A 20973-nucleotide genomic window follows, 5' to 3' on the forward strand; every position below is an offset into this window, starting at 1 on the left:
CTGGGCAGCCAAGAAGAGCATCGGGGCGGCAATGGACCTTGGCTGCGAGCGCGGTCTGGAGGCGGCCTGCCGGTACCATGAGCGCGTTTATTCGAGCGCTGACGCAATCGAGGGGCCTCGGGCCTTCGCCGAGAAAAGGGCGCCGCGCTGGATCGGGGCGTGACGATGGACGGCGCTTCGGCTTTTGTCCGGCGCGACGACGATGACGGCGTCGTCACGCTCACGCTAAACCATCCCGACACACTCAATCGCTTCTCTGATGGTTCGCAGTTCCTTGAACTGGCTGCGCACGTGCGCAGGGCCAATGCGGATCCGGCGGTTCGTGTCCTGCTCATCACGGGAGCGGGGAAGGCGTTTTGCGCGGGCGGAGATCTGCGGCACATGGCGGAACGAGAGGGGTTTGCCGCTGGGGACGTTGCCCAGGTGCAAGCGCGCTACCGCGAAACCGTGCACCAATTGCCAGCAGCGCTGGCCGAAGCGGATGTTCCGACCATTGCTGCAGTGAATGGCGCGGCCTACGGGGCGGGCTGCGATCTGGCGTGCTTTTGCGATATCCGGATCGCCGCAGAGAGCGCGCGCTTTTCGGTCAGTTTTGCCCGCCTTGGCATTGTGGCTGGCGATGGTGGAGCCTGGATGTTGCCGCGGCTCGTTGGCCGTTCCAAGGCCATGGAACTGGCTTTCACCGCGGAGTCCATCGATGCCCGGGAGGCGCTACGCATCGGTCTCGTGTCGGATGTGGCGCCGGACGATGGGCTGGGCCAGCGCGCCGCGCAATTGGCGCGGAAGATTGCGCGGCATCCTTCCGCGGCGTTGCGCATGCACAAACGCCTGCTGCGAGACGCCGAACAGCACACACTGGCAACTCATCTGGACGTGGTGGCCGCATTTCAAGCGATCGCACACGCATCTGAAGACCACCTGCGGGCGGTGCGCGACGCGGTTGGCGCCCTGGGGAAACCTCGTTAGTCTTCGTCTTCGGCGGCTAGGGCGATACGCTCGGCGATGGCCAGCAGCGACGCTGCAACCTGGCCCCGCAACACCGCTTCCGTGACATCCACACTCACGGCCATGGCGGCCAGGGCGAACTCCGAGCCCGCCCTTACCGGGGTGGCGATGGAGGCGGTGTGCGTGGCCACGGGCGCGGCCAGGTAACACCAGCCCGTTTTTTCCAGATCTCGGAACGCGGCGTAGACTTCGTCGAGCGGTCGCGACACGCCGGAGGGCGCGTCAGCCTCGATCATTCGGAGTAATTCATCGCGTTGTTCCTTCGGTCGTCCCCATAGGTAGGCGCGGCCGGAGGCCGAGACGGCCATAGGAAAACGAGCGCCGCTAGTCAGGCCCAGCTGTACCCGGCCGGCGGGAACGCAGTGCTCGACTACCAGCATATGCAGCCGGTCGCGCGTGCTCAGCGTGACATGGACGCCGAAGCGCTGCGACAGCTCGCGCATAAGCGGCCTGGCTGCCTGGCCAACCGCCAGACCCTTCTTGGCAGCTCGACCCAGCGCTAGGCAGGCAATATGGGGTTCGTAGCTGTCGCCTGTGGCCTGGAGAAAATGCTGGGCCTGCAACGTCTGGACGAGCTTTTCGGTCGTCGGGCGGGACAGCTCAAGTTTGCGAGCGATGTCTGCCAGCGTGAGTTTGCGGTGGCGCAGGTCGAACAGACGCAGCACCTCCAGGCCCCGACGCAGCGAATCCACCTGGCCGTCGTCGCGCGGCGTGCCCGGTGTCAATTGGCGAGTCCGTACCATTATTATTCCGCCTGCATATTGCTGAGTTCGGCTTCAAGTCGGTTTTTGAGGGCGAGCAGGTCCGGGATAACTTCCTGCTTCAGCCGCGGCAACTCCAGGGAATTCGACGGTGCGGCGCAGCCCAGGGCATAGGTGTGTGGACCTTCTGGCGTGTCGACGACCACTGCGGCGCCGTTGGTGCCGGCCTCAAGGGTGCCGGCCGCGATGCAATAGCCGTCGCTCGCCATTTGAGAAATGGCGGTCGGCACTTCGCGGCTCAAGAGCTCCCAAGCTTGCGGGTCAGCCGTGCCAAGCTTTTCGAGGAATGCCGTGCGTTCGGCATCGCCCATTGCGCCGACCAGTGCCCTGCCCAGGGCCGAGCGGTCAATGCGAAGGCGCGAACCGGCGCGCACCCGCAAGGTGAAAATCATGTCTCGGCTATGAGCAACCTCGTTGCAGACCATGCTGCTGGCATCGGGTGAGGCGAGCACGACGGAGACCTGATGCTGGTCGGCGAACTGCTGCATCAGCGGCCTCGCTAGCATGACAAAGTCCCGGTGCGAGGCCGCGATGAACCCAAGCGCAAGCACGGCCGCGCCTAGGCGATAGGCGGCTCGCTGGGCCGAATATTGCAGGTATTCTGCTTCCAGCAGATTGGCCGTGAGGCGGGATACTGTCGGCTTGGGCAGGCCGGTGAGCGCCGCGATTTCGGAGTTGCTCAACCAGTCATTGTTCGGTTCGAACGCCGAGAGAACGGTCAACCCGCGCGACAGCACCCGGACTTGGGGAATGCCTGGCTTTTCGGAGTACGAATCAGCGGATGTATCCATCGAGTCATCAAAATGAAATTAGACTCGATTCTACAGGCAAGCCCCGTGATATGGGCTTGGTTTAACCGTCGAACGCTCCCTAAAAGACCTTCGGACGACGCTTTAGCCACCAGCCGTATTGTTCTGGCCAAGCCAGAAACTCTGGATCGGCCTGCAGAGCCAAGCGGGCGTGCAGGGGCCAATTCGGATTGAGAAGGGCCTCCCGCCCGACAGCCACCAAATCGGCCTTATCCCCAACCAGAATCGCCTCGGCCTGCTCCGGATCAACGATCAACCCCACTGCGATCGTCCCGATGCCAGCCTCCTGCTTGACCGCCTGCGCAAAGGGAACCTGGAACCCCGGCCCGCGCTTGACGGCCTGCGGACCTTGTCCCGCCGTGGCAGGCGCCTGTATGCCACCGGATGAACAGTCGATCAGATCAACGCCCAGTGCTTTCAATTCGCGGGAAAACAAGATGCTGTCTGACAACTGCCACCCGCCCTCAATACCGTCGACGGCCGATATCCGCACAGATACCGGAATGTCGGAGGGCAGGGCGTCCCGGACGGCGGCCGCGACCTGAAGGGGAAAGCGCATCCGGTTCTCTAGCGACCCGCCATACTCGTCCTGCCGCTTGTTGGTGACGGGCGAAAGAAAGCTGTGCAGCAGGTAGCCATGCGCGGCGTGAATTTCGACAAACCGGTATCCCGCGCTGACTGCGCGGACTGTCGCGTCGCGGAAGCTGGCGCCGATGCCAGCCAGTTCGCTGGCCTCAAGTTCGCGAGGCACGGGCCAGCCTTCCTGTATCGGCACGGAAGAGGGCGCCGTGGTCTCCCAGGCCTGATCTTCCGAAGACAGTGCCAACGGCCGATTGCCTTCCCAGGGCCTGCCCGTGCTTGCCTTGCGGCCGGCATGACCGATCTGAATCGACGGCACCACGCCGTGCGTGGTCATGATGCGTGCTAGTTCCGCAAGTCCTGGGATCTGCTCATCGCTCCAGATTCCCAGGTCGCCAAGGGTTCCCCGGCCATCGCGGGTGACAGCCGCGACTTCAATCATTGCGCTGCCGGGTCCGCCCCGGGCCAGGCCGGCGGTATGGAACCGGTGCCAGTCCTGGACCAGTCCGTCGATGGCGGAGTACTGGCTCATCGGAGAGATGAGTACGCGATTGGGCAACTCGACGCCGCGCAGTTTGAACGGGGTAAACAGTTTGGTGTCCCGCATGAGGTTCCTCGTTTCGGATCGTTGTGTCATGGCGGAGGATCAGGCTTCGTAGTCCAGCACGATGAGCTGCCGGCTTAGTGCCGCGACTTTCTGCTTCAGCGGCACGTGGGCGGGAGCCTGCTGGTAGTGGTCGTGGGCGGCTGAGTCCACGAAGTCCGCCACGAATGCGTGGGTGTAGGAATGGGCGCGATCCGACGCATTGGTGGCAATGCGCAGGTCCAGGATACCCGGGATCTCTTTCTTGATCGTCTGGCACATGCCGACGATGTCTTCGTGGTCCTCTCTGGTGAGCGGGGCGTTGAAGCTGAGCATGACAATATGTCGAAACATGATGGCTCCGATCGATCAGGAAATGGTCAACCCGCCGTCGACGGCGAGGATGTGACCGGTCGTGGAGCGGGACTCGTCGGAAGCCAGATACAACGCGGCGTGGGCGATATCTTCGGGCTGCACCAGCCCAAAAAGCTGGCCGTCCAGCGATTTGCTGGTGACGCCATCGTCTTTCAGCAGCTTTAGCACGCGCTCTGTCGCCGTCGCTCCGGGAGCCACCGCATTCACGCGAATTCGGTACTGTGCATATTCCACAGCCATCGACCGGGTCAGCGCGCTGACTGCGCCCTTGGCCGCCGTGTAGGCGTCCTTGCCGTGAGTGCCGATCAGGGCAAAGATGGATGTGCTGTTGATGACGGACCCGCCGTTCCCCGCGTCCATCATGGCCTGGATGCCGTAGCGGCATCCCAACCAGGTGCCAAACAGGTCGAGTTTCATCTTGGACCAGAACTCGTCCACCGGAGCGTCCGTCACGCGGCTGTCGCGCACGGTCGAGCCTCCGGCATTGTTGTACAGCACGTCAAATCGTCCGAACTCCGCCACGGTCCGTTTGACCGCCGCCTCCAGGCTTTCGGGTTCGGTGACGTCGGTGTGGATGAAGCGGGCAGGGCGGCCCGTCGATTTTTCGACGATGGCGGCGGTCTGCTCGCCCGCGGCGGTGTCACGCTCGGCGATAACGACCTGGGCGCCTTCCTGGGCGAATAGCAATGCGCTGGCACGGCCGATACCGGCGCCGCCGCCGGTGATGAAGGCGACTTTTCCTTCGAGTCGATGCATAAATACCTCGCAAAAAACGGATAAGTGGATGAGGGATGCGTGGGGGTCAAATGCCCAGATAGGCTTTGCGCACCGCTTCACTGCTGGCCAGCTCCGACGCCAGGCCTTGCAACTGAATCTCACCGCGCTCGAGGATGAAGGCGTGGGTCGCAATCTCCAGTGCCATCTCTGCGTTCTGTTCCACAAGCATCACATCCACGCCTTCCGCCGCGATGTCCTGGATGATCTGGGCGATGGTGTCGACGATGGCGGGCGCAAGCCCGATTGTGGGCTCGTCAAGCAGCAGTAGCCGCGGCTTGGCCATCAGGGCGCGGCCGACAGCAACCATCTGTTGCTGGCCGCCACTGAGACTACCCGCCGGTGACTTGAGCCTTGTCTTCAGAGCGGGAAAGCGTTCCAGCACGTCTGCCATTCCCTGCTGAATGGCATTCTTGCTTTTCTCGCGGTAGGCGCCCAGTTCCAGGTTTTCCCCTACCGTCATGGCTTTGAACAGGCGCCGGCCTTCGGGCACCAGGACGAGGCCCCTGGAGACGAGGGCATCGGGTGCCAGTCCGGTGATGTCTTCTCCATAAAGGCGGACACGTCCGGAAGAGGGCGCGACCAGGCCGGTCAAGGCCTTCATGATGGTCGATTTTCCGGCGCCATTGGAACCGACGATGGTGGAGATGGATCCCCGCTTCACCGTGAAGCTCGCCGCGCTCACCGCCGGCACGATGCCATACATCACCGACAGTCGCTCGACGTCGAGCACATTTTCGTTATTGTTCATGCCGCTTCCCCAGATAGGCCGAAATCACGCGCGGATCCCGCTGGATCTCGGCCGGGGTGCCGGTGGCTAGAAAGACGCCATAGTCCAGCACCACGATGCGATCGCAGATATCCATGACCGCCTTCATGTTGTGTTCCACGAGCAGCATCGAAACGCCGTACTCCTCGCGCATTCTGCGGAAGATCGCCAGCACCGACGACGCCTCCGTCTGGTTCAGGCCGGTCAGAGGTTCGTCCAGGCAGAGCAGGCTCGGCCGGGCCGCGAAAGCGATCGCGATGCTGACCAGCCGCTGCAAGCCGTGCGATAGATTGCCCGCAACTTCGTCCAGGACTTCCGACAGGCCCATAAGTGCCGCGGTTTCTCGAACGCGTGCGTCCCGTTCCGCTTTATGGCGCATTGTCGCGAACGTACCGACGACGATGTTGTCGTAGACGGTCATGTCGCGCAGCATGCTGTCGTGCTGGAACGTGCGGACCAGACCCTGCCGGGAAATCCGAGCGGCGCTCTGGCCGGTAATGTCCTGGCCCATGAAGGTCAACTTGCCGCCAGACGGCTTGTAGTAGCCGCTTACCACGTTGAACGTGGTGCTTTTGCCGGCGCCATTGGGGCCGATCAGTCCAAGGATTTCTCCTTTGCGGACTTCGAAGCTCAATTCCTTGACCGCCACCAGGCCGCCAAAGCGGCGGCTCAGGCCATCGACTTTAAGTAGTACTAGGTTTTCCATGAAGGCCTCAGGCTTGGGGCTTCGCCGCGGCAGTCAGCCTGGGCGCGCGCTTGTTGAGGTGGCGGCCCAGGCCGATCAGGCCCCCCGGCATCAGCAGTACCGAGATCACGATGGCGGCTCCGTAGAAGATGTGCTCGTAGGGGCCGAAGCTCAGGGCGAACTGGCCGAGCAGCGTCAGAACGATGGCGCCGACCACAGCGCCCATAATGTGGGATTCGCCGCCCACCTTCAGATAGGCCAGAGCGTACACCGCAAGCAGGAAGCCAAAATCCCCAGGACTGATGACGTTGTTCGAGTAAGCCAGCAGCGCACCGGCAATGCCGGCAACGAACGAAGAAACACCCAGGCACAGCACCTTGGTCAGATGCACGTTGATGCCGACGGTCTCCACGATGGCGTCGTTATTGCGGATGGCCACAAGGACTTTGCCGAAATCGGATTTCTCGATGAACCAGAGCGCCCAGAGCAGTGCGAGCACCACGGCGACGACCAGGGCAGGCAAGTAGCCGTCCAGGTAGGCGGGCGGAAAGATACCCACCATGCCGGAGCTCCCTCCGATGGCTTCGGTCTTGGTGTAGATCATGCGGATCACTTCGGTGAAAGCGAAGCTGATCAGCATGAAGTAGGGACCTTTAGCGCGCAGCGTGATGTAGCCGAACACAAGGCTGATGAGGCCGGCGAAGACTGCGCTTGCCACCAGTGTGAGCAGAAAGGGCCAGTTGAACGTGACGCTTCCGACACCAGCCATATAGGCGCCTAGGCCCACAAAGCCGGCGACGGCAAAGTTCAGTTCGCCGATCAGGGTGACGAAGCGGAAGCTGGCGGTTATCAGCACGTTGACGGCCAGCCACAGGACCAAGCTGGCGGCCAGGCCGCCGCCCTGAAGCAGACTGGCGGCGAGCACCACCAGGCCGACCGAGGCGATTGCAGGGGTGAGTAGCGATTTAGCCATTGCCGAGAATTCCCTTCGGACGAACGAGAAGTACAAACATGGTCAGGGCGAACATCGTGATCGTGGCCCAGGTGGGATCGAAGTAGTAGCCGCCCAGGCTTTCGATGACGGCGATCAAGAGGCTGCCCAGGATTGCGCCGGGTATGCTGCCCAGACCGCCGATGACGATCGCGATGAAACCCCGAATGAGATAGTCGCTGCCGATGATCGGGCTGGAAACGGTCACGGGCGATAGCAGTACTGCAGCGGTCGCCGCGAGTGAGGTCGCGATGAAAAAGCCGGCCAGGGCGATCCGGCGGTACGGGATGCCCTGCAGCATCGCAGCCTCATGGTCTTCCGAGACCGCGCGCAGTGCCTTTCCCAGCCGGCTGGACGCGATCGTCCAGCACATGAGAGCGGCCACCAGCAGTGCGCAGCAGGTGATGATCAGGCGCTGGATGGTGATGTAGGCGCCCATGATGTTCACCGTTCCTTCGACCAACGCGGGGAGCTTGTTGGGAACGCCGCCGAAGGATTCCAGGAATATGCCTTGCAGCAACAGCGAGAGGCCGACCGACACCACAAAGGAGCCGGTCATGTCACGCTGGAACCGCTGCAGGGCGAACTTGTAGATCACACCGCCCAGTAGCAGCGTCAAGGCGATCCCAAGTACACCGCTCAATGCATAAGACGCAAAGAGCGGTAACTGCTCGCTGATCAGGAATGGGACTGTCACTCCCATCACCAACAGCGGCAGCGTAAAGAACTCTCCGTGTGCGAAGTTGACGATTCGCATGACGCCAAAGATCAGCGTCAAGCCCAACGAGAACAGGATGTACGCCGCGGCGATCTGCATACTGTTCATGATTAATTGCATGTAAACGTCCAACTTATCTCCCCCGACGTATTGCCGTCCGGCGTTCTGATTACTTGCCTTGCTCCAGGCGTTTTCGGAGCTCTTCCGGCACCACGCGCTCAACTTCCACGAGCTTGCCGTCTTGAATCTGCGTGATCATGACCGGGATGAGCATCTGCTGAGGCGATCCGTAGGTCGTTTCGCCACCGAACGCCGTCTTGCCGTACGACGTGTCAAAGACGATCTTGGGCATGACCTTCAGGATCTCGGACGGCTCGATGCTTTGCGCGGCTTCCATGCCCGCCTTGAGGGCGTACACAGAGTCGTAAGGTGCGAGCTGCAGCGGATTGAGCGATTCCCCGACGGCCTTTTTCATGCCTTCGTTGAGCTCACGTTGCTTGCTGGTTGCCTGCTGTCCGGCGTAATCGCCCGAAAAGCCCATGTAAACGCCATCAGCCGCCTTGCCGCCAATGTCCACGAGCTGTGCCGCACCCGTGCCCACCGGCTGAACCTTGACGCCGTCCCAACCCAGTACGGCCAGTTCACGGAACAGCACGCCCGCATCCGCTGGGGGAGCAACGCCCAGGTCAATGACGTCCGGCTTCACCGCCGCGAGTTTTTGCGCAATGGGCTGGAACTGCGTGGTGCCGCGTTCGTACCAGTTGACCGACACCACCTTCACGCCAAGCTTCTCCCATGCCTTCTGGGCGACCGGTTCGGTCTCCTTGCCGGTCGCATCGTTGGGATTGAGCATGGCAACCGTCTTGATGGAGCCGTGTTTGGCCTTCACGTAGGCATACAGGGGTTCCAGAATTTCGAACGGCGTCGTCGACTGGGTCAAGGTGTAGGGCTTGGTCGGTCCCTTGACGGTCTTACCCCAGGCCGAGGTGAACAGAATGACTTGGTTCCGCTCGGTCAACGACTGCAACGCGAGAATCGGCGCGGTGCCGATGCTGCCGACCACGTAGCGGGACTTGTCGCGATTCACGATGTTCTGCGCGACTTTGGTCCCTTCCGCGGCGTTGTATTTGTTGTCGTAGGCGCGGACTTCAAATTTATAGGTGGTGCCGCCAATCTTCACGCCGCCGGCGTCGTTGATTTCCTTGGCGGCCTGTTTGGCGGTCCATTCCTGTCCCAGCCCCCATGTTGCAGCGGCGCCAGACATCGGTGCCGATAGGCCCAATATCAAGGTCTTGGTGTCTTGTCCAAAAGCGGCGCCGGACGTGAGCGACGCCGTCGCCAAAGTCACAGCCGTAAGAACGCTGTTGAGGTTCTTCATCTTGTCTTCTCCGTATTTATAGGTGTGGTGATTGCCGGTGTGTGCCGGCTTTTACCGGATTCCCGGTATGTCGTTAGGCTGAGTGAGGCGTTCGTCCGGCGCTGGTCCAGCGTGCGGCTTCATCCGGACCGTGGTTGTCCACGTAGCCCGAAACCTGCTTGAGCAGCCCGGGCGCAATGCCGGCCTGCTCGCCGAGTTTCAAGGCCAGATGCAGATCCTTCGAGACAATGCGGTGGATGTCCGCGTAAGCATCTTCTGTCGGCGACCACGCGTGAAATTGCGCGCGGCCAAGAGCCGCATCGGCAGTCAGAAAGTTCCTTCCGGTGCTGACGTCCAGGATGGGCGCGAAGCTCTCAAGTGAAACGCCATGCGCCTGAGCCAATTCGATGGCTTCTGCGGTCAAATAGATGTTCGCCACGCAGACCATGTTGTTGATGATTTTGGCGACCTGCGCGGATCCCAATGCGCCGCAGTGGAAGATACGGCTGCCCATGGTTTGCATCAGCGGCCGCGCACGTTCGACGTCGCTTGGGGCGCCGCCCAGCATGATCGTGAGCGTTCCTTCTTGCGCGCCGACGATGCCGCCGCTCACAGGCGCGTCGAGCAGGCGTGCGCCGGCTGAGGCGAGCGGCCCCTCCAGCGTGCGCAGGGTATCGGGCAGGGTGGTGCTCATCATGCACACGATGGGTTGGTGGCCGCTGGGAATCGCGTGGACCAGTCCGCGGTCGCCGAGCAGGGCGTCTGTAATTTGGGTGTCATTGGCGAGCAGCACAATGATCGCGTCCGCCTCCGCGCAGTCCTTCACTTCAGAAGTTGTAGCGACGCCTTCCCGGGCAAAGCTCTGGCGTACGGCAGGACTGCGGTCGCAGATGATGAGGTCGAAACCTCCACGACGAACGCAGCGCGCCATTGGCGCACCCATGTTGCCGGCGCCGATGAAGGCGACTGTCTTGATGGATTTCATAAGCGCTGCTCCGCCTAGACACCCAGGTCCAGGCCGAAGCGGGGAGCGCGGCGCTCTTGCAATGCGCTCACGCCCTCCCGTGCCTCGGGGCTTCCGAAGCCCATGAATTCCAGTGCCAGCGAGGTGTCGAAAATGGGCCCGGCCTGACGCAGCCAATTGTTCAGGGCGTATTTGGTCCACCGCATCGCGCCCGGCGCGCCCGCCGCGAGCTTCCCGGCGATCTCAAGGGCTTTGTCTTGAAGCGCGTCGTCCTCAACGCACAACGACACGAGACCCAGCGCTTCGGCTTGCGCGCCGCTCACGGGTTCGCACAACATCAGGTGATACTTGGCCTTTGCCATCCCGCAAAGCAAGGGCCAGATGATGGCCGCATGGTCGCCCGCGGCGACGCCCAATTTGGTGTGGCCGTCCACGATGCGGGCCGATTTCGCCGCAATCGAGATGTCGGCCAGCAGGGCCGCCACCAGACCAGCGCCAACCGCCGGGCCATGAATGGCGGAGACGATGGGCTTGGAACAATTGATGATGTTGTAGACCAGGTCCCGGGCTTCTCGCCAAACGCGGGCCCTGGCCTTGAAGTCGTCGTTGATCTCTTCGAGCATGCGGAAATCACCGCCAGCCGAGAACGCACGTCCGGCTCCGCGGATGATCACGGCGCTGACCTCGGGATCGGTGTCGATCTCCCGCCATACCTCCGCCAGTTCGGCGTGCCCCCGGGAATCCAGTGAATTCATGCGCTCTGGGTTGTTCAGCGTCAGGCGCAGAACGCGGTCAAGCGGACGGTCGAATTCAATCGCCGTGTAGTTCTGATAACGAAGGCTTACTGTCATCCTCGACTCCAACTTCAGGTACGTGATTGGACGGCCGGTTGTCAGCCATCCGCGTTCTTTTGCGCCGATTCGACGCGCGCTTTGCTGCGTAACTGCTGGCGCAATTGTGCGATCCGCATTTACTTTATCAAAGACCACCGTTGCACCCTTAGTGTGCGCTGATGCACAATGAGCCATGGATACGCACCCCGAATGGAACGACCTCAAAGTTTTTCTGGCTGTCGCTCGGCTGGGAACGATCTCGGATGCCGGGGAGAAGCTCGGGATCGAGCACTCCACTGTCTCGCGGCGGATTGACCGGCTGGAGACAACGTTGCGTGTGGTCTTGTTCGACAGACGCCGTAGCGGCTACTCGCTGACCGATGCTGGCCATGCGCTAATTCCACACGCAGAAAAAATGGAAAGCGCGCTGCTTGCCGCCGTGGAAGAAAGCCTGGAGGCGGCCGACTTCATCAAAGGTAATGTGCGCGTTGGAACACCGGAGGCGTTTGGCATCCACGTGCTTGCGCCCGGGATGGCGCAGTTGCGCCAGAAGCATCCTGGACTGCGCATCGAGCTGATGGCCCAACCGCAATTTCCCAGCCTTGTGACCAGGGAAGTCGAGATCCTCGTCACGCTTGATCCGCCAGAGATGGGCAGATACAAGGTCGCGAAGCTGGCGCAGATCGACTATTTCCTTTATTGCTCTCCTGCCTACCGGGACACCCATCCTCCAATACGTGAACTCAGCGACGTCGCTCAGCACGATTTCCTGGACTACATCCACGATGGGTCGGTCAGTGAGCGCTATCGCGTGCTTGAAGAACTTGTCCTCGAACCGAATAGATGTTTCAGCTCGAACAGCGTGCTTGCGCAGCGCTCGGCCGCGGCGGCGGGACTGGGGCTTGTACTGCTCACGCCCTATGTCGCAAATGTGAAGAGCGGCGACCTCGTTAGCGTTTTCCCCGATAGGCCGCTGATTACGCGCAGCTTATGGATCGCGGCGCCCGAAGATCTGCTGCGGATCAAACGCTATCAATTTGCTTGGCGATTTATTCGTGAGCAGGTCGAATCACAGCCGGACCTGTTCCACCCCCCGGCATGATTGCTGTGCAGAATTGCACAATAAGGTTGCGGCAAATCCATTGTTCCGACTTCGTCGAATCCCTAGTATCTGGGGGGTTACCACCCACTCAACCCCATTTACTTCGGTTAGAGAATGAGAAAGATATATGGAGATGTGGCCGGCGCCCTGGAAGGGGTCATCACAAACGGCCAAACGATAGCTGTCGGAGGTTTCGGCCTTTGCGGCATTCCCTCAGCGTTGATAGAAGGGATGCGTGACAGCGGCGTCGGCAACCTGACTTGCATCAGCAACAACGCCGGTGTCGACGACTTCGGATTGGGGCTGCTTTTGCAGTCGCGGCAGGTCAAGCGCATGATCGCGTCATACGTTGGCGAGAACAAAGAGTTCGAAAGACAGTACCTGAGCGGGGAACTGGAGCTTGAGTTCAATCCGCAAGGGACGCTTGCGGAACGTTTGCGCGCGGGCGGAGCAGGCATTCCGGCGTTCTTCACCAGAACTGGGGTGGGCACGGTCGTCGAAGACGGCAAGGAGACGAGGCAGTTCGGGGGCCAAACTTACATCATGGAGTTGGCGCTGCGGCCGGATGTGTCGCTGGTGAAAGCGAAGCGTGCCGATAGAGCGGGCAACCTAGTCTTTGCACGCACTGCGCGAAACTTCAATCCCGACGTGGCAATGGCGGGAGCGGTGACGATCGCCGAAGTGGAAGAACTGGTGGAAGAGGGCGAGATCGATCCTGACGATGTGCATCTGCCAGGAATCTTCGTCGATCGGATCGTCGTCGTACCCAATCCGGAAAAGCGCATCGAGCGCAAGAGTTTCCGTTCGCGGCCCCAGTAAGGAGAATTTGCGATGGCTTGGACTCATGACCAAATGGCAGCGCGCGCCGCACAGGAACTGCACGACGGCGACTATGTGAATCTGGGAATTGGTTTGCCCACGAAAGTGGTGCAATACGTGCCTGACGGCATGCAGGTATGGCTGCAATCTGAAAACGGACTGATCGGCATCGGACCGCCCCCTTATGAGGACGAAATAGACCCCGATCTTATCGACGCGGCCAAGCAGACGGTGACGACAGCGCCCGGCGCATCCATTTGTTCGTCTTCCATGTCGTTCGCCATGATCCGAGGCGGCCATATGGATCTTACGATCTTGGGCGCCATGCAAGTCAGCACGCAGGGAGACCTTGCAAACTGGATGATCCCCGGCAAGATGGTCAAAGGCATGGGCGGCGCGATGGACCTTGTTGGCGGCGCACGCCGCGTCATCGTGCTCATGGAACACAATACGCGTGACGGCGCGATGAAGATCCTGGATCAGTGCTCATTACCACTGACCGGTCGTGGCGTGGTGCACAGAATCATCTCCGACCTGGCGGTGATGGACATCACCGAAGAAGGGCTGGTTGTAAAAGAGCTGGCGCCCGGCGTCACGCCGGAGGCATTGCAGGAAAAGTCAGAGCCTCGGCTGAACTTCGCACTTAGCTAGCAGATTCAGGCGTGAGGAGGCGACTGATGGGGCGTCCGCTTTCCTAAGTCGACCTCCACGCCTCGACCCACGCTCTCCAGTAACCGGCCCAGAGAGGGCAGATGATGCAACTGGTAGGCGTAGTGACGCGCAAGCGCTGCAGACAGCCGTCCCGCTCGCCCGGAAAGATCATCGATCCATCCCACCATCGTGGAATTCGGCCACGCGCGAGGGCGAATGGCTCGTAGCTGCGCGAACAGTTGATCCTCATCTTGCAGTTCTGGTTGACTGGCGTCGAGAATCGCGAGCATCGCTGCGGTGGATCGGGATATTCCCTGGTGGCAATGGATCAGCATCCGCGCGGGGGTGCTTGCCATTTCCGCACGTGCAAGCTCAGCGAACGCGAGAATCTCCGCCAAGTCCGCCGGGGAGGGCATTGTCTTGCCGGGCTCTGGGGACAGAATGTCGTGGAACCATAACGTCTTATGCGCCTTGACAGGCAAGCTCGCTACCGCGGCGACAACAGGTGTGCCCGGATCCAGCAACGAGAGTACGTGGGACACGCCCTCGTACTTGTTCTGTTCAAGTTCTGCGATACCGCAGATCACCAATGTCTCAATTTTCATAGTGGTAGTGCACATTCAGGTACTGGCTTTTGCGCCTCGGCTCGTACACACAACATTGGTCGACCGAGGAATCCGCACATCGCGAAAGAGCGCATGAAAGTATGCCCAATAGGCCGCGAAATCGGGTTGCGCTTAGGGCGTTATTGTGCGGCTGGATTGGCAGCCGATTGCGAAGTCCATGAAATTTTTGGCATTCTGTCATTCAGCTAGTTCTCTGACCCGGCGCGAAAGGTCGCTCACATGGGAATTGTGGATCCCCCCAGCGAGTGAGGGAGTCCTCCAAATACGTCAAGTAGGCGCGTCAGCTTGGCGGTCCGAGGAATTCAGCAAAGGACGCTGAATCAGCGAATCGCACTTGCGACCAGCTCATGAGAGCGGCAACGTTGCTGCGGGTCGTAGATCCGGCTGTCTATCATCAGTTCATCTGCGCCGGTGCGCTTTACCACGCTCTCGATCCAGGCGCGCACTTTTTGCTGATCGCCTGCCACCGTCATGGCAAGAACCTCGTCAAGCACGCGGCGTTCGTTCTCGGGCAGGCTTTCCACATAACCCTCAACCGGGCGCGGCAGCAACCCAAGCCGGCCCATGTGCAAATTGAGCATCCATTGGCGATGGGAACTCGCAAGGAAATCCGCCTCTTCGTTGGAGTCGGCGGCAAAGATGTTCACGCCAACCATCACGTAAGGCGCCGCCAGCCACTTCGACGGACGAAAGGTCTTTCGGTAGTAGTCGACCGCCTGGTCAAGCATCCTGGGAGCGAAGTGGGAGGCAAAGGCATAAGGCAGGCCCATCGCTGCAGCGAGTTGGGCGCCGAACATGCTCGACCCCAGAATCCAGACCGGCACATCGTGAACACCGGGCACACCATGGGCAGGTCGCCGGCCGTTGTTGGCCAGGTAGTCCATCACTTCAGTGACGTCTTCGGCGAAGTCATTATCAATGCCGCTGCGCCGCAAAGCACGAACGGCGGCGCCGCCGCTGCCTGGAGCTCGTCCCATGCCGAGGTCGATCCGGCCTGGGTAGAGGGCGTTCAAGGTGCCAAACTGTTCCGCAACGGCAAGGGGGGCATGGTTGGGGAGCATGATGCCGCCCGAGCCCACGCGGATTTGAGATGTTGCCGCGGCGATCTGATCGATAATGAGCGACGTCGCCGCGGAGCCGATGCCGGGCATGTCGTGATGCTCGGCGATCCAGTAGCGAGAATATCCGTTTTGCTCCACGTGCTGTGCGAGCTGTTTGGACTCCCCGATTGCGGTGGCAAGGTCTTTTCCCTCGCCGATCATCAAGAGGTCGAGAACGGATAAGGCTGTCATATCAAGGTCCTGTGGTTTCGAACAAATAGTTGGTTGAGGGAAATGGGTTATGCCGCCTGTTGCTGGGCGCGATACGGCGGATAGTCTGTGTATCCGCGTTCGTCTCCGCCGTAGAACGCTTCCTTGCCAGCCTCAGCTAGTGGCCATCCTTGGCGGAATCGCTCGACGAGGTCCGGGTTTGCAATGAACGGCCGGCCAAAGACTACGAGGTCGGCGTCGCCAGCGACGAGCGCCTCTTCGGCGGTCTGCGCCGTAAAGCCTCCCGCCAGTACGAACGTGCCTCCGAAAGCTCTTCGAATATCGCGTTGGAACTGCGCCGACCCCAGATGACTGGCATGCAAGTACGCGATCTCGCGTTGGCAAAGCGCGCCCGCCAAGCCTATCCACGTGGCCTTATCCGAGTCGAAGGCGTGCAAATCGCCTAAGTGGGCAAACGGAGAGACGCGGACGCCGACACGCTCGGGGCCGATTGCAGAGGAGACGGCATCGACCGTTTCCAGCAAGAGCCTGAGCCGGTTTGCGATGGTTGGACCGCCGTATTGGTCCTCACGTGTATTCAACCCCGCATTGATGAACTGTTCGAACAGGAAGCCGTTGCCAGCGTGGATTTCGACACCGTCGAACCCCGCCTCGATGGCGTTTTGAGCGGCCTGCCGAAAATCCGCAATGATGCGCCGGATCCCCGCGATATCGAGGGCTTGTGGAAGGCTTGCCGGAACCTGCGCGGGTTCGCCGGCATCGTCGTAGCCTTGAACGAGCGAGTCTTCAGCCTGCACTGCCACTGGAGCGACGGGCGATTGGCCGTTCGGCAGCAAGCTAGGGTGTGAAAGCCTGCCGACATGCCAAAGCTGGATAAAAATCCGGCCGCCCTTGCTGTGGACCGCATCGGTGACCCTGCGCCATCCGGCGATCTGTGCAGGCGTATGGATACCGGGCGTGCATAAATAGCCGCGGCCTTGCGGAGAAACCTGAGCACTTTCAGTAATGATCAATCCTGCGCTCGCGCGCTGGGCGTAGTACTCGGCCATGCTGGGTGGGGGCACAGAGTCCAGTGCTCGAGCGCGGGTCATTGGAGCCATGACCACGCGATTTGAAAGCGTCAGAGCGCCCAACTGGTACGAAGAGAAGAGGGGATTCATGTGAGCGCTCCAATCAATCGTGAGAGGGATACTGCGGGAGCACGAACTCAGCGAGTTCGTCGAGGATTTCGCTATAGGTCTGCCGGCTGACCTTCGGATTCAGCGCAACGTGCGAGACGCCTGCCGCGCGCGCCTGGTCGAGATAGGCGGATAGGCCATTTCGTCCGGCACGAAAGCCGCCCCGGATTCGTTGAAAGGGCTCGTTGGGATCGGCGCTGAGGTCGAAATAGTCGCCCAATCCCAGCGGTTTGAATACCTGCTCCGGGTTCGACTGGGCAACGTGCTCGGTCCATTCTTGCGCCAGTTGAGGGAGGCGTTCGGGTGAAACCGCGCCGGTAACCAGTCCATCCATGTGTTCGGCGATCCAGGCCATACTCTGCTGGGCCGTGCCCACGGCGATCGCAGGCACGCGGCCATACAGGGGCTTCGGCACCAAGTCCAGCGTGCCGGCCGACCCTCCGAAGCGCGCCGATCGAAATGAGGGAAAGCGCTGTTCGGTGAGAGTGCGCAAAACGCCGTAGGCATCGCGATAGCGTTCTCCCCGGGTGTCGTAGTTGATGCCCAGCATTGGATAGTCGCTTTGGCGGTCGCCAGAGGACAAACCCAGCATCATGCGACCGCCACTCAATTGGTCCAGAGATGTGGCCTGCTTGGCCAAATACATCGGCTCGTGCGTGGGCAGTACGATGCCGGTCGTGCCAAGGGCGATCCGCTTTGTCGCGGCGGCAAGATAACCGATGTAGACCATCGGCTCGAAAACCTGGGCAACGTCGCCATAGGCACGATCATGAAACGGCACGTCGCGCATCCAGAGCGCGCCAAAGCCCAAGGCTTCAGCGCGCTGCGCCGTCTGAACATGACCTTCCATGGTGGGCGCTGGCCGACCGGGATGCGTTTCAAGCGGAAGGATCAGGCCGAGCGTCAGGTGGCCTGGGCGGTAAAGGCGGCGAAAGCCGGGATGCGCTGCCAGGTCCGGAGCCGTGAGGGCGGTCAATGAAGCGAAGTCGGGGGTGTCCATGAGACTGGACCTCCAATCAGAGCGATGAACGCAGTCTGATTGAATCCTCGCTATCGATAAACCATCTTAAAAGCGCAAGACTCGGGAATTAATTTCCCCAAAGGGAGATATTTCTCTCACGCCGACGGATCAAACCGCTCCCACGGCATGCCGTCGCGCCATTGATCCACGAGCAGGTCGATGAAGGTGCGGGTGCGCGGCGACAGATGGCGCTTGCTGGGGTAAATGAGCCGTATGGGATCGGCCGGCGGCCGGTAGGATTCCAGGACTTCAACGAGGTCACCCCGTTGCAGGTCCTTTCCGGTGATGTAAGTCGGCAGATGGATAAGTCCAAATCCCGACAAGGCTGCCTCACGCAGCGCCTCGGAACTGTCGATGTTCATACGCCCTGGCCCGTCGCATACTTCGATCGCGCCGTCATGCAGAAAGCGCCAAGGCATCGGACGCTGACCACTAAGGAAAAAGATCGTGTCGTGCTGCGCCAGATCCGCTGGCGTGGCGGGCACACCCCGATCCGCCAAGTAGCCTGGTGACGCGCAGGTGACAAACTGCTGTCCGCCGATGGTTCGGGACAGGATGCGGGCATCGTCTTTGACGCCACCGATGCGCACCGCCACATCTATTCCTTCTTCAATCAAGTCGATATAGCGGTCGGTGAACCAGACGTCTGCCTGGATTTGCGGCCAAGTCTTCACATACGCGTTCAGCACCGGGAGGATATGGCGCTGGCCGAACGATAGCGGGGCAGTCAAGCGCAGGATGCCCCCCGGCTTGCCGCGGCGCTGCGCCATCGTTGCGTCAACTTCGTCCAGGTCTTCAAGAATCTGGCTCCATCGATCGAATACGACCAGCCCCTCGTCCGTTGGATTGAGTTTGCGAGTGGTGCGGTGCATGAGACGAACGCCAAGCCGCGCCTCCAGTCGCGCGACGCTCTTTCCAACGGCCGACCGTGTCAGCCCGAGCGAGGCGGCAGCCGCGGTAAAACTGCCGGTCTTCACCGCGGAAACGAAGGCGAGGATGTCGCCGAATCGATTGGGTTCCATAGGTCTGATCACCAAAACGTCACGCCCCAAGTGGGCGCTAAACATGGGAATCCATTTCCCCAATAAACGAAATAGTATTCGAACTTGTCGAATCAAGGCCCGTATAGCCGCCATCACCTCGGGTGCTGAGCGCTTCACCGGCCACCCACCACGAGTTCCAATGCCATGTCTGCTCCGCTAATTGGCCCCCTGCCGCCAGAACTGCAGTCCCACCCCGCCTATTCCCGTGTCTTTAAACCCGGACAACTCACCTTCGGCTTCATCATGCCGCTGGAGGGTTATCCGGATTCGCCGTTTCCGACTCTTGAAAACCATGCACGCATGGCCCGAATCGCGGACGAGGCCGGGTTCTCCGCGCTTTGGATGCGCGACGTGCCGTTCTATGACCCGAATTTTGGCGACACCGGACAGATGCTGGACCCCATGGTTTATCTGGGCTATCTCGCCGCCCATACGCGGCGCATCGCGCTGGGCACCGCTGGCATCGTGTTGACGCTCCGAAATCCGCTCATCGTCGCCAAGCAAGCCACTTCTGCCGATCATCTGCTGGAGGGCCGACTGCTGCTGGGGCTTTCCACCGGCGATAGAAGCGTCGAGTATCCCGCGTTCGGCTTGGACTACGAGAATCGCGCAGAGCGGTTTCAGGAGGGCTTTGGCCTTATCAAAACGGTCACCGAAAACGCCTTCCCGGTCGCCCGCACCCAGCACTATGGCCAACTCGAGGGCGCTATAGATCTCATTCCGAAACCGATCAGGCAGCGGCTGCCCATGATCGTTGTGGGCAGGGCGCGCCAGACCTTCTCCTGGATCGCGCAGAACAGCGACGCCTGGCTCTGGCATCTGAGTGATTTCCGGCAGTTGCCCGCCATGCTTGAGGAATGGCGTTCGGTACACGGTGAAAATTGGCTGCGCCCCTACGGGTATGGGGCTTTCTTCGACTTGCTCGATAACCCGAATGCGCCAATGCAATACGTGGGCAATGGTTTGCGATCCGGCCGCAACGCGTTGATTGCGCTGTTGGCGCATCAGCAAGAGCACGGTGTGAGCCATGTGGCGTTCAACCTGAAAGCCTTGCGCCGGCCTGCCGAGGACGCGTTGGCCGAATTGGCGGAGTTCGTGCTGCCGCAATTTCCTTCCGAATGAGGTGACTCACCATGTCGAATGCTATTACTCGCCCCGCCTTGATTGCCGCCGTGGACGCATTTATCCAGGCTTGGCAAAGCGTACCTGCGCGGCTCTCGCTGCTCGATTTGTCCGAGGAAGTCGAACTTGTCTCCAGCCACCGCGCTGCGGCGCAAGGCCGGAACGCCGTGACGGCTTGGCTAGCTGCGGAAAGATCTTCCTTCGAGGCGTTGGAGATTGCACACAGCAATCCGGTGCTCGCCGCGACTGAAGATGAAGGCGTTGTTGGCGCGTACTTTTATGGCCAAGGATCGGCCTCCCAGGGGAGGACGTTGGCTTTTGGCGGCGTTCTGCTCCTCACGGTGAAGAACGCCGCCAACGCGGCGCGTATCACTCGCATCCAGATTCAGATGAACTGGACGGAAGGAGACCTGAAGCAGACCCCCGATTGGGCGATGCCAGTGATGCGGCGGCTTTGGGAGCCGGGCGACACGGCGCCGGCGATCGTCAGCGAGCTGGATGCGCCGTGGCGCCATGTGCCGCAAAGCAACCTCACGTTTACTGACGTTGAGGCTATAGCAAATGCCTGGTACCGCTATGCATGGGCGCTGGATCAAGCTGATTACTCGTTGTTCGACGCGGTATTCACTGCGGATGCGACGGCGGAGCTGACGCCGATGGGAACGCTGGCCGGCAAGCACACGCTGGTGGGCACGCTTAAAGCCTTCCGCATGCCCTGGCCTTGGATGAAGCACTACGGGGAGCCGATCTCGATTGAACACGATGGCAGCGCGGCGACCATGATTATGGGACGGCTGATACCTGGCCGCACGCGGACAGAGTCGGGCAAGCGTCTCTTCGGCGCCCATTACAAAATCGGTGCGCGGAAAACGGCGGGGCAGGGATGGCAGATCAATGAAATGCGTTACGTGCCCGGTTGGGTGGAAGTCGAGTGAGA

At 61.0% G+C, this 20973-nt stretch carries 23 protein-coding genes; 6 read left to right on the top strand and 17 right to left on the bottom strand.

The window, feature by feature from the left end; genetic code table 11:
- Positions 1-165 precede the first annotated feature (165 nt).
- Positions 166-966 (top strand): enoyl-CoA hydratase-related protein, encoded by an 801-nt coding sequence (locus KVT32_RS22825; protein ID WP_152385784.1) that lies wholly within the window; start codon positions 166-168, stop codon positions 964-966.
- Here KVT32_RS22825 and KVT32_RS22830 read toward each other — a convergent pair.
- The 12 genes from KVT32_RS22830 to KVT32_RS22885 form a co-directional block, all read right to left on the bottom strand.
- Positions 963-1730 carry an IclR family transcriptional regulator gene (locus KVT32_RS22830; RefSeq protein ID WP_227741407.1) on the bottom strand — a complete coding sequence of 256 codons (768 nt, stop codon included), beginning with the start codon at positions 1728-1730 and terminating at the stop codon, positions 963-965. The two genes, KVT32_RS22825 and KVT32_RS22830, sit on opposite strands and share 4 nt — an antisense overlap.
- Before the next feature lie 20 nt (positions 1731-1750).
- Entirely contained in the window at positions 1751-2557 is an 807-nt protein-coding gene (locus KVT32_RS22835; protein WP_152385627.1) for an IclR family transcriptional regulator, read from the bottom strand.
- Positions 2558-2636: 79 nt separating this feature from the next.
- Positions 2637-3761, bottom strand: coding sequence for an NADH:flavin oxidoreductase/NADH oxidase (locus tag KVT32_RS22840; RefSeq protein WP_152385628.1), 1125 nt, complete (start codon positions 3759-3761; stop codon positions 2637-2639).
- A gap of 39 nt (positions 3762-3800) precedes the next feature.
- Entirely contained in the window at positions 3801-4091 is a 291-nt protein-coding gene (locus KVT32_RS22845) for a Dabb family protein (protein WP_012248157.1), read from the bottom strand.
- A gap of 15 nt (positions 4092-4106) precedes the next feature.
- Positions 4107-4868 carry an SDR family NAD(P)-dependent oxidoreductase gene (locus tag KVT32_RS22850; RefSeq protein WP_152385629.1) on the bottom strand — a complete coding sequence of 254 codons (762 nt, stop codon included), beginning with the start codon at positions 4866-4868 and terminating at the stop codon, positions 4107-4109.
- Positions 4869-4914: 46 nt separating this feature from the next.
- On the bottom strand, positions 4915-5637 hold the full coding sequence (locus tag KVT32_RS22855; protein ID WP_012248159.1) for an ABC transporter ATP-binding protein: 723 nt from the start codon (positions 5635-5637) through the stop codon (positions 4915-4917).
- Entirely contained in the window at positions 5627-6361 is a 735-nt protein-coding gene (locus KVT32_RS22860; RefSeq protein ID WP_152385630.1) for an ABC transporter ATP-binding protein, read from the bottom strand. The genes KVT32_RS22855 and KVT32_RS22860 overlap by 11 nt, the downstream gene beginning before the upstream one ends.
- A gap of 7 nt (positions 6362-6368) precedes the next feature.
- Positions 6369-7313, bottom strand: a complete 945-nt coding sequence (locus KVT32_RS22865; protein WP_152385631.1) for a branched-chain amino acid ABC transporter permease — start codon at positions 7311-7313, stop codon at positions 6369-6371.
- The gene (locus KVT32_RS22870) at positions 7306-8169 is read right to left on the bottom strand and encodes a branched-chain amino acid ABC transporter permease (protein WP_152385632.1); all 864 of its coding nucleotides are present in this window, start codon (positions 8167-8169) and stop codon (positions 7306-7308) included. Before KVT32_RS22870 ends, KVT32_RS22865 begins: the two co-directional genes overlap by 8 nt.
- 49 nt (positions 8170-8218) lie before the next feature.
- Complete coding sequence (locus KVT32_RS22875) at positions 8219-9427, bottom strand: ABC transporter substrate-binding protein (RefSeq protein ID WP_152385633.1); 1209 nt, start codon at positions 9425-9427, stop codon at positions 8219-8221.
- Between the two features lie 73 nt (positions 9428-9500).
- Positions 9501-10391 carry an NAD(P)-dependent oxidoreductase gene (locus KVT32_RS22880; protein WP_152385634.1) on the bottom strand — a complete coding sequence of 297 codons (891 nt, stop codon included), beginning with the start codon at positions 10389-10391 and terminating at the stop codon, positions 9501-9503.
- A 14-nt stretch (positions 10392-10405) separates the two neighbouring features.
- Positions 10406-11221, bottom strand: a complete 816-nt coding sequence (locus tag KVT32_RS22885) for an enoyl-CoA hydratase/isomerase family protein (RefSeq protein ID WP_152385785.1) — start codon at positions 11219-11221, stop codon at positions 10406-10408.
- A gap of 175 nt (positions 11222-11396) precedes the next feature.
- Between KVT32_RS22885 and KVT32_RS22890 the strand changes: the two genes are divergently transcribed.
- From KVT32_RS22890 to KVT32_RS22900, 3 genes are all read left to right on the top strand, one after another.
- The gene (locus KVT32_RS22890) at positions 11397-12305 is read left to right on the top strand and encodes a LysR family transcriptional regulator (RefSeq protein WP_152385635.1); all 909 of its coding nucleotides are present in this window, start codon (positions 11397-11399) and stop codon (positions 12303-12305) included.
- A 114-nt stretch (positions 12306-12419) separates the two neighbouring features.
- Positions 12420-13124: a CoA transferase subunit A gene (locus KVT32_RS22895; RefSeq protein ID WP_152385636.1), complete on the top strand. Its 705-nt coding sequence runs from the start codon at positions 12420-12422 to the stop codon at positions 13122-13124.
- Between the two features lie 12 nt (positions 13125-13136).
- The gene (locus KVT32_RS22900; protein WP_152385637.1) at positions 13137-13775 is read left to right on the top strand and encodes a CoA transferase subunit B; all 639 of its coding nucleotides are present in this window, start codon (positions 13137-13139) and stop codon (positions 13773-13775) included.
- A 5-nt stretch (positions 13776-13780) separates the two neighbouring features.
- On the opposite strand, the gene KVT32_RS22905 is transcribed toward KVT32_RS22900, so the two are convergent.
- The 5 genes from KVT32_RS22905 to KVT32_RS22925 all read right to left on the bottom strand — a co-directional run bounded on the left by KVT32_RS22905 (position 13781) and on the right by KVT32_RS22925 (position 18893).
- The gene (locus tag KVT32_RS22905) at positions 13781-14380 is read right to left on the bottom strand and encodes a tyrosine phosphatase family protein (RefSeq protein ID WP_152385638.1); all 600 of its coding nucleotides are present in this window, start codon (positions 14378-14380) and stop codon (positions 13781-13783) included.
- 341 nt (positions 14381-14721) lie between these two features.
- Positions 14722-15693 (bottom strand): LLM class flavin-dependent oxidoreductase, encoded by a 972-nt coding sequence (locus KVT32_RS22910; RefSeq protein ID WP_152385639.1) that lies wholly within the window; start codon positions 15691-15693, stop codon positions 14722-14724.
- 47 nt (positions 15694-15740) lie between these two features.
- Positions 15741-16832: an alkene reductase gene (locus tag KVT32_RS22915; RefSeq protein WP_152385640.1), complete on the bottom strand. Its 1092-nt coding sequence runs from the start codon at positions 16830-16832 to the stop codon at positions 15741-15743.
- A 13-nt stretch (positions 16833-16845) separates the two neighbouring features.
- The gene (locus KVT32_RS22920) at positions 16846-17850 is read right to left on the bottom strand and encodes an LLM class oxidoreductase (protein WP_152385641.1); all 1005 of its coding nucleotides are present in this window, start codon (positions 17848-17850) and stop codon (positions 16846-16848) included.
- Positions 17851-17966: 116 nt separating this feature from the next.
- Entirely contained in the window at positions 17967-18893 is a 927-nt protein-coding gene (locus KVT32_RS22925) for a LysR family transcriptional regulator (protein ID WP_152385642.1), read from the bottom strand.
- A 165-nt stretch (positions 18894-19058) separates the two neighbouring features.
- On the opposite strand from KVT32_RS22925, the gene KVT32_RS22930 reads away from it, so the two are divergent.
- Positions 19059-20036, top strand: coding sequence for an LLM class oxidoreductase (locus tag KVT32_RS22930; protein WP_152385643.1), 978 nt, complete (start codon positions 19059-19061; stop codon positions 20034-20036).
- 11 nt (positions 20037-20047) lie between these two features.
- Complete coding sequence (locus KVT32_RS22935; RefSeq protein WP_152385644.1) at positions 20048-20971, top strand: nuclear transport factor 2 family protein; 924 nt, start codon at positions 20048-20050, stop codon at positions 20969-20971.
- Positions 20972-20973 lie beyond the last annotated feature (2 nt).

It is taken from the genome of Achromobacter sp. GbtcB20 (assembly GCF_019091095.1).
Lineage (GTDB): Bacteria > Pseudomonadota > Gammaproteobacteria > Burkholderiales > Burkholderiaceae_B > Achromobacter > Achromobacter mucicolens.